Below are 15,259 nucleotides of genomic sequence, written 5' to 3'. Positions count from 1 at the left end.
ATACTGCTAATTGTTCAGGGTTCGGATGTTTAAAGTTGCCTCTGTTAAGTCAGGGGAAGTTACTGAAAGTTTAATATTACCTGTAGTACGGGTACTTCTAATGACTACGAGTGCCCGCCCATGCCATGCATTAACTGAACTGCCCGCATATTGATCGTAATCTTTAACATCAGCATTACTTATTCCTGCAATTATACCAGGTCCTTCGATTTTGAAATGCAGGCGATTTGTCGCATTCGGTTGAATGACCCCATTCTTATCGGTTATTTCAACTGTAACGTATGATAAATCCTGTCCGTTAGCTAATATTTCCTTTCGATCGGCGGTCAGTTTAGCCAGCGCTGCATTTCCAGAGGTTTGCAGGATGACTGGTGCTGTTTCCTTACCGTTTTCCAGGCCGGTTGCCTTCAGTATTCCAGGCATAAAAGGAACGGAAAAAGTAGCTCTGAATTCCTGTTCCAGACCTGTTGCCTTTTCGCCGATCAGTTTATCGTTCAGGTAAAGCCTGACTTTTGGATATTTTGAATATACCTCTACATCGATATTTTTCCCTTCATGACCTGGCCAGGTCCAGCTTTCCCAGGTAGGCCATACCGACCATTTGGTTTCTTTGATTTCCAATGGTTCCGGATTGGGTTCACGAACAGCCATGTACAGCTTTTCTGTATCATTATATAACAAGCTTCTATAATGTGATATCGGTTTTCTCCATCCGGTCAGATCTATATCTCCGCAGTAAGCACCATGCCAGGGAAACATCTCGTTGTCCCAGTTCTCTCCTGGCACCTGACCTGAATAGAAGGAGCGTCCTATTCCTGATTCTCCCAGGTAATCGATAGCCGACCATACAAAATCTCCAATAATATAACTATTGTCCTGTACCAGTTTCCAGTTGGCAAATGCATCTCTTGGATAGGATTCTGTCTGCACAATAACGCGGGAAGAAATTCTCTTATGATCTGCTGGTGCGCTATGCAACTGATAGTTATAACCGGCAACATCATGAACAGCCATGAGCGGATCAAAGACCTCCCATTCGCCCCAGATGACAACCGCCGAAGTAACTGGTCTGGTTGCATCTATATTTTTGATTGCAGCGGCAAGCATTTTAGCCGTTTGCACGGCTTCGGGGGTTTTTCTTTCGGATACTTCATTGCCTGAACTCCACATAAAAATGGAGGGATGATTTCTATCCCGCAACACCATCGTTTCCAAATCACTTTTCCACCACTGGTCAAAATATATGGAGTAATCGTATTTATTTTTAGCACCCTTCCAACCATCAAAAGCTTCGTCCATCACCAGTAGCCCCAGCTTGTCACAAGCATCGAGGAAAGCTTCGGAAGGAGGATTATGAGCGGTTCTGACTGCGTTAAATCCGGCAGCTTTTAATTGCTCAACCTTACGTTCTTCGGCCCGGTCAAAGGCGGCTGCACCCAGACAACCATTGTCGTGATGTACACATCCACCGCTGATCTTGACTGTTTTTCCGTTAAGCTGGAAACCATTTTCAGGAGTAAACCTTAAGGAACGAATACCAAAACCAGTTTGGGTTTCGTCTATAACCCGGTCAGCTTTTAATAGCTGAGACTGTGCCTGATATAAATTGGGCGTTTCCGGTGCCCATAACAAAGGGTTCGCTACTTTTATAGTTTGAATAATTTCCTTTTCAGTATTAGCTGCCAGTTCTACCTTTATTTTATGGTTCCCCGCATTTCCGGATTTTACAGACCACAGACGAGTCCTAAGCAGGAAATTCTGAGCTAAACCAGTTTCGTTTTTTATCAGTGTCTTTACCTGCACAGTTGCCATTTTTGAGGATACAATAGGAGTGCTGATTGCTACTCCCCAGTCGGCCACATGCAGCGGATCGGAAACCCTCATCCAGACATGGCGGTAAATACCGGATCCGGTGTACCATCTGGAGTTTATTTGTTGAGAGTTGTCCACGCGCACAGCGATGACATTTTCTCCACCAAAATTCAAATGAGGCGACAGGTCGTAACTAAATGAAGAATAACCATAAGGGCGAACACCAAGAGACTTTCCATTGATAAATACCTCGGAATTCATATATACCCCCTCAAAATAAATAGAAATATTTTTGCCTTTCCATTCCCCCGGAGCTTTAAAGGTTTTCCTATACCAGCCTACACCCGCAGGAAAATAGCCCCCGGCACCTCCGCTGGGATTTTTAGGTTTTATTTTCCCTTCAATACTCCAATCATGTGGCAAATCAAGGCTGCGCCAGCCGGCGTCGTTAAAATCTGTTGATCTGGCTGAGGCCTCATCAGCCAGGATAAATTTCCAATCATAGTCAAATAACTGTTTTCGTTCCTGATCAGGTTTATTCTGAGCATAACCCGGAAAGTAATTTACGATCAGTAAAAATAGGATGGTTAATAGGTTGATTCTTCTGGTGATTAGATTCATAAAAATTATCCGGAATGATTTATTTTATTGGTTTATATTTAAAATTCTTAAACGTTACCTTCCCCTCTCCTATAGAACAAAGACCTATCCGTAAGCTTAAAAATCCGCTGAGTACATTATGATGCATACCCGAAACCTCAAAGGAGTTTTCGATTTTATTCCATTTGACACCATCAACGCTATAATACATATCAACCGTGTTGTTTATATTTTTAAGACGAAGGAATACATGTTTGTTTACGACCTCTTTTTCAGCCCGAACCTGCCAGCCACGTAAATCAGCTATTATATCCTCATTGTTAGCCAGGATACCTGAAGATGCGGTACTGTTGTAAAAAAGAGCCAATCCTGCGGTCGCTTTTCCTTCAATCGAGACCTCCACATCTACGGTATAAGAATGGTCTTCCGGAATGCATAATAAGGGAGAACTATTGCCTATAGAATTCCCTTTCGCCTTCACAGACAAACCATTACCATCTAGTTTAAACCTATTAACATCCAGCTCTTCAAAGAATGCCCATTGGGGTTTTAATTGATCACCTTCAAAATTATCGTCCAATTTAAAATCAGTTTTAGATGGGGCCAGGTCTGGTTTTCGGATGGGTTCACTATCCGTTATGCCAGCCGGCACTTTGTACCAACCGTCTTTAGTCCATTCTATAGGAAGAAGCATTGTTTGCCGACCCTTGTTATAAAAGTCTTTTTCGTAAGCGTGGAATACCATCCACCAGTTTCCTTTCACGTCATCAATTATGGTGGCATGTCCTTTTGACCTCCATTTTTCAGATAGTGATGTCGCTCTGACAATAGGGTTATGAGGAGCATTTTCCCATGGCCCGGACAGCGATTTTGATCTTGCAGAAACTACCATATGGCCAGTTACAGGTCCCGCCGTTCCTCCTTCAGCGACGGTAAGGTAGTAGTATTTGCCTCTTTTTATAAGCTTAGGACCTTCCAGGCAAAAACACTCAATAGACCAATCTCGGGGAATCGGCCAGCCTTTGTACGAACTCTTTTGGTTTCCTGTAATGGAAAGACCATCATCAGACAAGGGCACAAATCCTCCGTCGCTGAAAAACAAATACCTTTTGCCCTGCTCGTCTGTAATATGTCCCGGATCAATATTGCCAATTTTCAGGTCGATTGGTTCAGTCCATTTACCATCAATCGAATCTGCTGTTACCACATAATTGGTACCGTTTGCAGGGAAATAGATATAGAATTTATTTTTATACTTCACCAAATCAGGTGCATACACAGATCCAACCTTTTTGTGCAAAGCATGGGTTACCGGTTTCCAGTTAATCAGATCTTTTGAATGCCAGACCAATAAGCCGGGGTAATATTCAAAAGATGAATGGACCATGTAATAATTATCCCCATCGCGTAATATGCTTGGGTCAGGATAATCGCCTGCAAAAATGGGGTTCATATAAAAGCCCGGGCCTTTCGCATTTGGACTCACTTGATATTGAGCTTTTGCGAAAAAGCTCAACTGGATCAAAAAGATTGTTATTATAATTTTATTCATATTTAAGAACTTATTCATTTTTGGGTAATCCCTTTCCAGTTGTCTGTTCGGAAAGGAATGGCGGGCAAGCCTTCTGAATTGATCAGATTACATTCGGGATTGTCTGCCCAACCATAGCGTAGAGCCTCAGGATCAGACACCTGATCACAGTAAACCACCACTTCTTTTCCGGCTATAGCGGCTTTTGCCCAGTGGAATTGTCTGTCTTTACCTGCAACCGCAAAACCTGTTATTTTTTTACCATCCCTGGCAGCAAGCGAAGCCGGGACATTCGTAAAGCTAATCCGGATGCGGTTTCCTTCTTTCCGATAACTTTTATACAGCGGGCCGGATGCTGTGCCATTTTGCTTATATACCAATTTATTAGCATTCAATGCCAGACGGCGGCCTACCTCCTGTTTGTTGGTAGGATGAATGTTATCGGCTGCCCCAATGTCGATGATGCAAGCCATCCCTGTATTGGGATAGGATAATGTCAAGGTCTGGGCCTCCCTTAGCTCCGCCCATTCACTCTCGGAAGGAAGCGGTTTTACTTTTTTAAAATTTGCCAGCTGAGCATACAAAAATGGCAGATCGCCCTGGCCCCAGCGTTTCCGCCAATCGGTGATCAGCATGGGAAATAACTTTCGGTACTGATAAGCCTCGGATTCATTCGCTTCTCCCTGATACCAGAGGAATCCTCTGATCCCGTAAGGAATGACCGGATTCACCATTGCATTAAACAGCAAGAACGGATAATAGTGGTAATTATATATTTTGGGAAGGCCTGGCTCCAGATCTTTTTGATAGGACCATTTTCCTGCTAAAGGAACCCTGGCAGCACCGTCAGTAATATACATGTCCTCCGCAGGAGCATTTAATCCGCCCCCGCTCCATAACATCGCCAATCGGATGGCTACAAAATTTTCTCCTTTTTTCTGCCAACCAGCCGGAATGGGGTAAGAATGATTCTTCTCGCTATTCCATTTAGTTTTACAGACTTCCTTTCCGTTGAAATATAGAGAGTAATTCATCTCGGGATGCCCGATATGCAATGTCAATTCTTTTCCGGAAAAAGATTCGGGCAGGATGAGTTTTTTACGCAACCAAAGCATCCCTTCATAAGGTCCGATGCCAAAATCTTTAATCAGCCGGGGCATTTCAACAACCGGCCAGCTCGCGTCATCGTACTTTGGTTCCGGTATGATCTTATCGGTATTATGCTGTGGATGATATACTATATCCCAGAAGCGGATCAGGTCAAGACTATCTTTCACAAAATGCTGCTGACTGAGTGTATCATTTGCGAGTGCTTTTTTTTGGGTGACTGCAGCGCTAAGCAATTTGTCGCGGCTAGTCCAGGATTCTATCGGCGTACCTCCCCATGTGCTTTGGATAATGCCGATCGGAACCTGCTGATCCTTATGAATTATTCGGGCAAAGTAATACGCAACGGCTGAGAACTGTGATACATTTACAGGATTACAAACTTTCCATTTTCCGGACAAGATATCCTGCTGAGGGGTTAATTGCTGATCATGCGCTACCTGAAGTAAACGGATTTCAGGATAGTTGGCACTTGCAATTTCCTGATCCGCATCCTGAGCCTGTTGCACAGCCCATTCCATATTGGACTGCCCGGAAGCAAACCAGACATCTCCGATCAGCACTCCTTTCAGTCTAATTTCTGAATCCGGTTTCCCGGATTCAGAAATTTTGAGTTCGTAGGGACCACCTGCTTTAAATGTTGGGAAACGAAGCTTCCATTTTCCATTCCGATCTGCTGTTGCAGTGGCTTGGGATTTTCCAAGTTCTGCCAGGATATGCGCACCCGGAGCCGAGTTTCCCCAAACAGGAATTTCAAGATCTCTTTGCAGAACCATATGATCCGAAAATACTTTTGGCAAAGTAATCTGAGCATCACTCTGTACCTGAATAAAAAGGAATATTATAAAAAGTGTTTTTTTCATCTTATCTCATCGATTTTACCTGGAGCCCGCAAGGATGGCATCTATCGTACGCTGATCAAGCACCCTGTTGTTTCTGCGATCCAATGCAGCCCCGGTATCCCAAAAGAAAGGCTTAAGACCATGCTGGATGGCCTGTTTAGTTACATACCGATTCCAATAATCTACTGCATCATTGTGTGTGTTCAGATCTAAGGGAACATTTTGAGAATTCCCCCTTCTATAAGCCCCGTATTCACCCATGAGTACCGGGATCCCTTTGTCTATAAATTTGGCTTTCATCAGGCCGAATACCCTGATATGTTCACTTTCTCCCCCCCAGGTTGGATTACGATCGGGCTGAATAGTAGAGTGATGGCTTGCCCCCCAATAGTAAAACATCTTCCCCCAGCTTGCATCCTGATCTAAGATCGTAAATTGAGCGGGGGTGTAATTATGCACTTCCACCATCATGCGATTAGAAATCTGATCTGTTGGAAGCGTATTCATCAATCTGTCGGTTTTATCGAAATCAGTTCCAGGTCCCTGAACAACCAACACCCGATAACTGTTCCTGCCACCGGTAGAGCGAACTGCATTGATAAATGTCTGGTGGTAACTATTGAGTATTTCCATCTGTTCTGCATTTTCAGCCGGAGGTTCATTAGCACTGGCAAACATCAGATGCTCATCAAAGTCTCTCATTGTAGTAGCGATCTGTTCCCAAAGTGCTTTTTGCTTAGCGTTAACCGAATCTTTCTTCAGGTTATTGATATTAGCATCCAGCCAGCCGTTGTCCCAGTGGATATTGAGCAATACATACATGTCGTTGTTTACACAATACTGAACCACCTCTTTCACTCTGCTAAGCCATGCAGGGTCAATTTTCGCTTTCGACCGATCGCTTAAATGGTGCCAGTCCCAAGCACATGGAAGCCTTACCGCATTAAAGCCTGTCTGCTTTAAAAATCTCACATAGGATTCCGTAATCTGCGGATTTCCCCAGCCAGTTTCGCCACCTGGAGATTCCATGGTATTACCGATATTCCATCCCAAATGCATTTTTGCAGCCAATTGGACGGCGTTGCTTCCCATGCCTGTTGCATCAGGCGTTTTGGGAGATGTATTGTACGAAGGATACAGATCACTTACCTGAGACAGCTTAACCCGTCTGGCCTGCCCGCCCGAAGTAACAATCAGCGTAGCAGAACGGGAAACTCCCGTACCATTAGGTACTGCGGTCAGTTTCAAGGTTGTACTTCCGCCATTTCCTGTTGTTTGATCTAGTTGTAACCATGTAGCTCCTGGATTGTTAACACTCCATTTACTATTACTGGTCACAATGATACTGGAGATTCCTCCTTCCGGCTGAAATGCAAGTTCAGATAAAGAAACGTTGAGTTGCGGCTGAACTTCTTCTTTCTTTTTACAGAATGAAGTCAGCAAGGTAATCAGCAGCAGCAATACAAAGAAAGACTGCTGCGATTTAATTTTTAAAGTTAGGGGATGATTCATTGGTTGATATTTAGGGTTTGAATTTATTTTACTTTTACTACGCGTATATTGTCTATAGCCGCTTCAAAATCAGCAACTATCGTTGTACCGTCATTGATAAACGTAATGTTAATAGCACCTTTTCCGGTCTCCCCCAATAAAGCCGTTAGTGTAGAAGCTGGCAAGCTGTTGTTTAAAAAATTTGACAATGGAATCGTAACGGTTTGCCAGCCCTTTGTTTTAAATGGCGTGATTGAACCATTGCTGTTTCTCCAAGGGCGATAAAGGGCAGAGTAAGTCCAGGTATAATCTTTTACGATCTGAATGGAACCATTTATCCATGGCTTATTAACTGCCATTTCGAACTTTAACGCATAATTATTTAGCGTGTCCTTTAAATTAGCGACCGGTACCCATTGTACTCCATCCGCATTCATTGACCGTCCGTTATCCCACCAATTTCCATTTCCGCCGGGTATATTTGACGCCTTCAGCACTCCGTAATTGCCATTATTTCCAGGAAAATCCACTGCGCTGTTTGAAACAGGAGATCCCCATGAAAAATTGTTTACCCCATCGTAGTTATTCAATACGCCAGTCACGTAATCGTGGACATGATAAAAGGTAGTGACCGAGCCCGATTTTGTGACTACGGTTACCGGCCCGCCTGTTGAAACACTTGCCGGCACCTTCATGCTGATAGAAGTACCATCGCTGGAACCTTTAAAACCTGTAACCTCAACTCCTGCATAACTGACGCGCTGGATAAAAAAGAAGTTAAATCCATTGATCTTAACAGAGTCACCTGCGTTGGCACTTTCGTTAGATATGCCGGAAATTGTAGGGGCAGGAGCTACAATAGGAAAAGAAAATGTAGTTTCTCCATGGGTCGTGATGTACCGTATAGTATTCAGCTGAGCAGCCTCTACCAACGGAAAGGCAATCACATCAGGCAATAGTACAATAGCACTTGTATCTGAAAACCAGGCATCGTTAAACGAGCCTTTCACCCCGTTAAAATAAATCTGAAGTGTACCTTTTAAGTTCTGGCCTGAAATGACAATCCACTTTCCGGTACCTACACTAGTTAAAAGGGAATCTCCGGGGCTGGCTACATAATTACGCACACCCGTAATAACAGGGGCACCGGAAGACGATGATTTATCTTTTTTACAACCCTGCTGTATGAAGAACATCGTTGCAAATAAAACAAGTAATAAACAGTTACTTGCCTTGTTGAATAGCTTTTTCATATTTTATCATTAAATAATAAATAATTCAGGTTAGTAATACGCCACCGGAGCACCCAATAATTTGGGGTCTGCTGTAATCTCTGTAGCCGGTATCGGCAAGGTAAACGTGGCAATCGTTGGTGGAGTGATTACCATGCCATTAGCAGATTTTGTTTTTACACCAGTGGAGGGATTATAAGTAAACTGCACCCTGGTATTCTTTAGAATCTGATTGTTCAGCAAGGTAATAGCTCCTTGTGGATTATAATAGGAAAGGCGAACCAGGTCAAACCAGTACTGCCCTTCAAATGCCAGTTCAATTCTCCTTTCATTCCTAAGTGATTCTGTTGTAATATTAGTTACCTCGTCAATACCAGCTCTTTTTCTGATCATATTGAAAACTCTTAATGCCTCAGGGTTTGCGGTTGAACTATTGTTGCCTAATAAGGCTTCAACGTATACTAAGTAGACATCTCCCAAACGCAATACGGTATTGTGTTCGGTAGAGGACCAAATGTCCATTGTTGGTGAATTATTATCGACTGCTGTACCGACAATATGCTTTTTAACACTGCAACTTGTTGCAGTATACCCGCCTCCTGCTGCATTCAGTTCGGGATAATGATCACCTGTGAGCATAAAAGTAGCTTTACGGCGTATGGAATCCTGCGGAGCGTATAGGCTATCCAGGTCAAAGGTTGGCCCGATCGCACCGCCCCAGCCACCACCCGGAGGCACCACAGCACTACTTGGTGCAAATTGGGTCTGGATTGCATTACCATTGCCGTAACCTACACCCGGTGCCCACTGGAAGGCAAAAAGCGATTCCGGATTATCATTATATTGTGTCTTGAATAGGTTATAATAACTTGGCAGAAGCATTAATCCACTGGTATTGATCACATTTTTTGCATAAAAAGCAGCGCTGTCCAAATCTGTCTGGTTCCTGCTCCCACTAATTCCTGCCTTCGTCAGATATACTTTAGCCAACATGCCCTGAGCAGACCAGGTAGTGACGCGACCAGGCTGATCACGATTTGGTAAAGAAGCTGTAGCAAACCTTAAATCGTTAATTATAAATTTATAAACATCACTAAGCAGGTGACGTGGCAATAAGGGATCTTTGATGAGTTGATCATTATCCTCAATAATAGGCACTGCACCCCATAGCTGAGCCAGGTGAAAATACGCTGTAGCACGCAAGAACTTTAATTCAGCAAGTGCGCCATTTTTATTTTTTACAGGTACACTATCCGGCAATTTCGTATTGATTGCTTTGATGTTGGCATTACAATGGGCTACTATTTTGTAAAAACAGCGCCATGAGGTACTCAGTTGTCCATTATCACTGGTGATCGAAAATGAGGCCAGCTGGGCCAGATCGGCGTTATAAGGCTGCAACATATTGCCACTTAGAATATCGCCAATGCCGAGCAAGGGAAAACTATTCCAATCGTTCCATGGCTGAGCGTACAGTGCAGCGGTAGCAAGTCTTAAGTCAGAAGAGCTTTTATAAAAATTATCCGTTGTGATTTGCGACAAGGGTGGCCGGTTAAGGAAATCTTTTTTACAACCGCTTGTTATGGCAATGACAAACAAAATGAGGAGGTATATTTTAATCAGTTTCATAGTTATAGTCTTACTTGTTTAGAATAGAGATATTGGCACCAATTGTAAACACACGCGGTTGTGCATAATATCCATTATCGACACCTGCGGCCAGAGGATTCCAGGAGCCTATTTCAGGATCATACCCATTGTACTTTGTCAGCGTAAACACATTCGTTACCTGACCATACAGGCGCAATGATTTTAAATGAATTTTAGATAAGATATTTTCCGAGAAATTATAGCCCAGTGTGATACTTTTACACCTTAAATAGGAACCGTTTTCAATATATTTATCAGAAAAGCGCTGGTTGCCATTTCCACTGCTCTGGCTAATTCTGGTAATCCTGGTTTCGGGATTAGTAATGTATACGTTGTTAATATCAGCAGCTGAACCAGCAGGGTCAATCAATCCGATTTTAGCATAATCAAGCACATTTCTAAAATATCCGAAATTTTGATTTGGGTTTTCGGCATCAACCCTTACCTGGTTAAAAAGCTTATTGCCGTAGCTACCAGATATAAAAATGTTCAAATCAAAGTTTTTAAAATTGAAACTATTGTTTATTCCGAATTGGAATTTTGGATTTGGGGAGCCTAAAAAGACCTGATCGCTCTCATCTATTATACCGTCATTATTCTGATCTTTAAAAATGACATCTCCTACCCAAACTCCTCCGGAGCCGTTGGTAATTGGGATGGCAGTTCCTCCTTTTTGAGGCAGCGCAGGGTATTTTGCAAAATCTTCGGCATTTTTATAGGTACCCAGGGTTTGATATCCATAATACTCCCCAATAGTCCCGCCTACAATAGATTTGGTGATGGCTGTGCTACCCGCATATCCATATAATGCAGCAGCATCTGTATTTAATGCAAGAATTTTATTTACATTATGAGATAAGGTCAGGTTACTCTTCCAATTGAAGTTTTTAGCGGTCACATTGTGAGTTGTTATAGAAAATTCTATCCCCTTATTACTAACAGAACCAATATTAATATAGGGTGACTGGATTGATCCCGGCGCATAACCAGTGGCATCAATCATTCCTGAATACAATGGCAGCGTAAGACTTAGTAATAGATTTTCTGTTTTTTTGTAGTAAGCATCCACAGAAAATTCAATTCTTCTGTTTAAAATACTTACATCTAAGCCGGTATTATAACCTTTTGTGGTTTCCCATTTTACATCAGGATTGCCACTGGCGGCCATGAGCTGCGAATTACCAGATAGGGAAGTAGACACTGTTGTTAATGTTGAGCCATATGCATAATCACGTATATTTTGGTTATTCTGCAAGCCATATCCGACCCTAAGTTTCAGATCATTAATCTCTTTTACATTTTTCAGGAAGCTTTCCTGACTTAATCTCCAGGCGAATGCTCCTGAATAAGTGGTTACCCACCTGTTATCAGGTGCAAATTTGGAGGAACCGTCATTACGCACATTGATAGTGACATTATATTTATCATTGTATTTAAAATCAATACGTCCAAAATAGGACTCACCTGCGGTCTGTCCCTTGTCACCGGTGTTGGTTGCCGTACTGCCGTCGCCACTATTTATTGCCTGTACATTATTACTTGGAAAGTTTCTTCTCGTTGCCGACACATTTTCATATTCCCACACTTTAGACTCATGCCCTATCATAGCATTTAGATTATACTTATTCGCAAATGAATGGCCGTAGGTTAAATAGTTGGTTAGTGAATAAAACATGTTTTTTCCGCTGGAATAAGTTGCAGAATTGGAGGTTTTGGAATAAGCACCCATTGTATAAATAGGATCAAACTGATCTTCTGAAGCAGTTGCAAAATTTCCTGATATTTCATTTCTCAGGCTCAACCCTTTGGCAAACTGAACTTCAGCATAGGCATTTCCGAATAATTCATAACGGTTCTTCAGGTCTTTTACAATTTTTGCTAAGGCAAATGGGTTAGTTCCGGTAGCACCATAAATATTAGGGTCGTTACCTCCCCAGCTGCCATCAGGATTTACGATGTTCACATCCGGCGTTTGATTTAATGCCTGCCGGATTACACCCGACTGAGAAGTAGTGACGTTTTCTTTTACATTCGCCAATTGCAAGCTTGCCCCGATCTTTAACCAATCAGTGGTTTTGTTATCCAGGTTTAACCGCGTTGAGATCCTTTTAAAGTCTGACCCCAAAGCGATTCCATCCTGAGAAAAGTAAGTGCCTGACAAATAGTATTTCGTTCTGGCATCGCCACCGGAAAGGGATAGGTTATGATTTTGCATAAGTGCCGTTCTAAACAACGCTTCCTGCCAATCCGTTCCTTCTCCCAGATATTTTGGATTCGCAAAGTGTGGCCTTAAATCATAACCGATAATGGCCGCCTTTTCGTTCATAAACGTTGCGTATTCCCTCAGGTCCATCACATCATAATACTTAGGCAGGGCCTGACCGCCGGCATAACCGTCGTAATTAATCACCGGAGGGCCTGAGGACCCTCTCTTTGTGGTAATAATGATCACGCCATTTGTTGCCTGTGCCCCATAAATAGCCGTAGCTGAGGCATCTTTTAATATGTCAATTGAAGCTACTTCAGAGGGATTGATACTGGATAAGGGATTGGTCCCTTTATCACCGGTTGAAGGCAATATCTGTACCCCATCAATTACATACAAGGGGGGATTATTGCTAAAGCCGGATAGTCCGCGAATTTGTACAGACACTCCCCCACCAGGCTGACCAGAGATCTGTTGTACCACAACTCCAGGAACCTTTCCTTGCAAAGCCTGATCTACAGTGGTGGGCTGCGTTTTAACAATGTCGGCTCCCGAAACCGAAGATACAGACCCGGTAAGGTCACGCCTGCTCTTATCTCCATAACCAATCACCACCACTTCATCCAGTTTTGTATGTTCCGCTTTCAGGTTCACATTAATGACACTACCATCACCCACCATGATCTCCTGTTGCCGATAACCAATCATCTTAAAAATGAGGATATCACCTGTATTGGCTTTTATAAAATACTGTCCTTGCTCGTTGGTAGATGTGGATTTGTTTTTCGCCTTCAACTGCACTATCGCTCCCCACAATGGTGTAGAATCATCGGTTGCGATGATCTTCCCTGTAATTTGCCTTTCCTGAGCATACCCTTTAAAGTGTAGGAACACGATAGAAGTTACCAGCCATAAAAAAACTGGTAGTTTCCTGATGGAAATTGTTTGGTTCATATTTAGTTTATTTTGGTTTCTGATTAATGCCAACCAATTGTTAACTATTTAATAAAGAGACTGCCTCGTTCATGACTTTACAGGTCTACCGGATACAGCGCATTGAGCAGCTGTAAAAAATAGCAGAAACTAGAAAAACGTAAACATAATATGGCCTGATTTGTAATGAATTACTGAGGTCAACATTTGCGAAAAAGTCCGTTTAAATCAAATCCTATTAGGTTTGACAGGTTAAATATTTGGTTCTATGAAGATCAAATATAGGTTCCGGTTGAGCTCGAGTATGCTTCAAATGATAAAGAGAAGAGAACTTATGTTAACGTAAAATGAAGGTGTCAGACACCCGTATATTCCTCGATTTTGGTAACAAAACCGTTTAAGCACAACAAAATTGTGACATAGGATCGCTCTATAAGAAACCTATCGCAGAAACAGCAAGGGGATTATCATGATAAAATCAGGAAAATTTTTGGCGGATTGCTTCCAGGTAAGTTTCATTGTTGGACCGCGTAAAAACAATGTCATGGCATTGATTAAACAGGGCAAATGCTTTTAAGGCCAGAACAAATTTTTCAATAGTTCTTTGTCCGAGATCAATGGGTTCAAAATGGATGTTATGAACGATCAGTACTTTTTGTTTGCGATTGGCTTTGGCATCCATTCTCGCAATAAAAGTTTCGCCTGCGAGTATCGGTAATGAAAAATAACCATACAAACGTTTCGGAGCAGGTACAAAACATTCGATCTGGTAATCAAAATTGAAGAAATCTTTTAAGCGGTGACGAAAGACGTTGAGAATATCGAAGGGTGAAAGGATGAATACATCATTGGATAGTTCAATGTTAATATTTTGATTGGCGCGCATATAGAGCGGACCTTTAATGCCCTCGACAGTTACTACTTTTACTTCAGTAGCCTGAACCATTTTTTCCAGCTCCTGTTTTATAAGGTTGCCTTTTACCCGACGGGCCCGCCAGTTAATTTCTTTAACGGAAGCAATGCCCAGCGCAGCTAAAGTACGACAGATGACAAAACGTGCATATTCTTCATCTGTGGGCGTAGCTAAATCTGTTTCCTGTGGCACTAAATTGAGTGGCAGGTCGTATACTTTATGGAAGGCTTTGGTGCGGCTGATCATCAGGTTTCCATTGAGGTAAAGTCTTTCCAGGGCAATCTTAGCAGGACGCCAATCCCACCAGCCTGAACTAGCTTCCTGACGGTCGTTCTCAAAGTCTCCAACCATTAGTGCCCCTTCCCTTTCTACCCGGTCCATAATCTGCTTCATCAAATTGATTTCCGGTTTACTGAGTGGTCCTGACTGCGTTTCAAAAGCTTTTTTTACAGGCAATGAAAAGCGGAAATCAGACATGGGAAGGTAACCTGCATCGGAAGTGAAGTATTCATAAACACGACCATCTTCACAAAGCCGGGCCAGCCATTCCGTTTGATAGTCTGGTATACGCGCGGCCATCACATGATGATGAGCACGCTCCACCACGTAATTCGTATCCAGCTGTACGAAACCCAAATGGTCAATTACCCGATAAACAGCTTCGATTCCTGTGCCGAACTGTGCTTTTCGCGCGAGTCCAGCGGCGTCAAGGATAATTTTCCGTGCCTGAAGTTTTGTAAGGGTAATAGATTCCATCAGGTAAAGATAAGAAGGCAGCAGTTAATTAGCTGCCTTCTTTCCTGATTTTAGTGTACGTATGATATACAGTGGTTTTTCCGGACCTATTTATTTTTCAGGCCTTCTGCTACACCGACATATGCAGGCTTCCTGACGAAACCTTCTGTCCATAAACCGATCGGCTCGTCACCTCTCCAGCTGGAG

At 42.7% G+C, this 15,259-nt stretch carries 8 protein-coding genes; all 8 read right to left on the bottom strand.

Features of this window, described 5'->3' with window-relative positions; translation table 11 throughout:
* Positions 1-6: 6 nt before the first annotated feature.
* The 8 genes from BFS30_RS09255 to BFS30_RS09220 all read right to left on the bottom strand — a co-directional run bounded on the left by BFS30_RS09255 (position 7) and on the right by BFS30_RS09220 (position 15,073).
* Positions 7-2,433 carry a sugar-binding domain-containing protein gene (locus BFS30_RS09255; protein WP_069379022.1) on the bottom strand — a complete coding sequence of 809 codons (2,427 nt, stop codon included), beginning with the start codon at positions 2,431-2,433 and terminating at the stop codon, positions 7-9.
* Positions 2,434-2,452: 19 nt separating this feature from the next.
* On the bottom strand, positions 2,453-3,964 hold the full coding sequence (locus BFS30_RS09250) for a family 43 glycosylhydrolase (protein ID WP_083252298.1): 1,512 nt from the start codon (positions 3,962-3,964) through the stop codon (positions 2,453-2,455).
* Positions 3,965-3,978: 14 nt separating this feature from the next.
* The gene (locus BFS30_RS09245) at positions 3,979-5,913 is read right to left on the bottom strand and encodes a sialate O-acetylesterase (RefSeq protein ID WP_069379021.1); all 1,935 of its coding nucleotides are present in this window, start codon (positions 5,911-5,913) and stop codon (positions 3,979-3,981) included.
* 15 nt (positions 5,914-5,928) lie between these two features.
* Positions 5,929-7,404, bottom strand: a complete 1,476-nt coding sequence (locus BFS30_RS09240) for a cellulase family glycosylhydrolase (RefSeq protein WP_157262895.1) — start codon at positions 7,402-7,404, stop codon at positions 5,929-5,931.
* 23 nt (positions 7,405-7,427) lie between these two features.
* Positions 7,428-8,636, bottom strand: a complete 1,209-nt coding sequence (locus tag BFS30_RS09235; protein WP_069379020.1) for a glycan-binding surface protein — start codon at positions 8,634-8,636, stop codon at positions 7,428-7,430.
* Between the two features lie 30 nt (positions 8,637-8,666).
* The gene (locus tag BFS30_RS09230) at positions 8,667-10,244 is read right to left on the bottom strand and encodes a RagB/SusD family nutrient uptake outer membrane protein (protein ID WP_069379019.1); all 1,578 of its coding nucleotides are present in this window, start codon (positions 10,242-10,244) and stop codon (positions 8,667-8,669) included.
* 10 nt (positions 10,245-10,254) lie between these two features.
* The gene (locus tag BFS30_RS09225; RefSeq protein ID WP_069382362.1) at positions 10,255-13,425 is read right to left on the bottom strand and encodes a SusC/RagA family TonB-linked outer membrane protein; all 3,171 of its coding nucleotides are present in this window, start codon (positions 13,423-13,425) and stop codon (positions 10,255-10,257) included.
* Positions 13,426-13,882: 457 nt separating this feature from the next.
* The gene (locus BFS30_RS09220; RefSeq protein ID WP_069379018.1) at positions 13,883-15,073 is read right to left on the bottom strand and encodes a winged helix-turn-helix domain-containing protein; all 1,191 of its coding nucleotides are present in this window, start codon (positions 15,071-15,073) and stop codon (positions 13,883-13,885) included.
* Between the last annotated feature and the right edge of the window lie 186 nt (positions 15,074-15,259).

Origin of the sequence: Pedobacter steynii, assembly GCF_001721645.1 — a bacterium.
Taxonomy (GTDB): Bacteria; Bacteroidota; Bacteroidia; order Sphingobacteriales; family Sphingobacteriaceae; genus Pedobacter; species Pedobacter steynii_A.
The sequence above is the reverse complement of the archived record's forward strand: the minus strand, read 5'-3'. Positions and strand labels throughout refer to the sequence as shown.

Bases quoted from the DNA above. Each gene is read 5' to 3' on its own strand.
- BFS30_RS09225 (WP_069382362.1), bottom strand. From the start codon at position 13,425: ATGAACCAAACAATTTCCATCAGGAAACTACCAGTTTTTTTATGGCTG.
- BFS30_RS09220 (WP_069379018.1), bottom strand. From the start codon at position 15,073: ATGGAATCTATTACCCTTACAAAACTTCAGGCACGGAAAATTATCCTT.
- BFS30_RS09245 (WP_069379021.1), bottom strand. From the start codon at position 5,913: ATGAAAAAAACACTTTTTATAATATTCCTTTTTATTCAGGTACAGAGT.
- BFS30_RS09235 (WP_069379020.1), bottom strand. From the start codon at position 8,636: ATGAAAAAGCTATTCAACAAGGCAAGTAACTGTTTATTACTTGTTTTA.
- BFS30_RS09240 (WP_157262895.1), bottom strand. From the start codon at position 7,404: ATGAATCATCCCCTAACTTTAAAAATTAAATCGCAGCAGTCTTTCTTT.
- BFS30_RS09250 (WP_083252298.1), bottom strand. From the start codon at position 3,964: ATGAATAAAATTATAATAACAATCTTTTTGATCCAGTTGAGCTTTTTC.
- BFS30_RS09230 (WP_069379019.1), bottom strand. From the start codon at position 10,244: ATGAAACTGATTAAAATATACCTCCTCATTTTGTTTGTCATTGCCATA.
- BFS30_RS09255 (WP_069379022.1), bottom strand. From the start codon at position 2,433: ATGAATCTAATCACCAGAAGAATCAACCTATTAACCATCCTATTTTTA.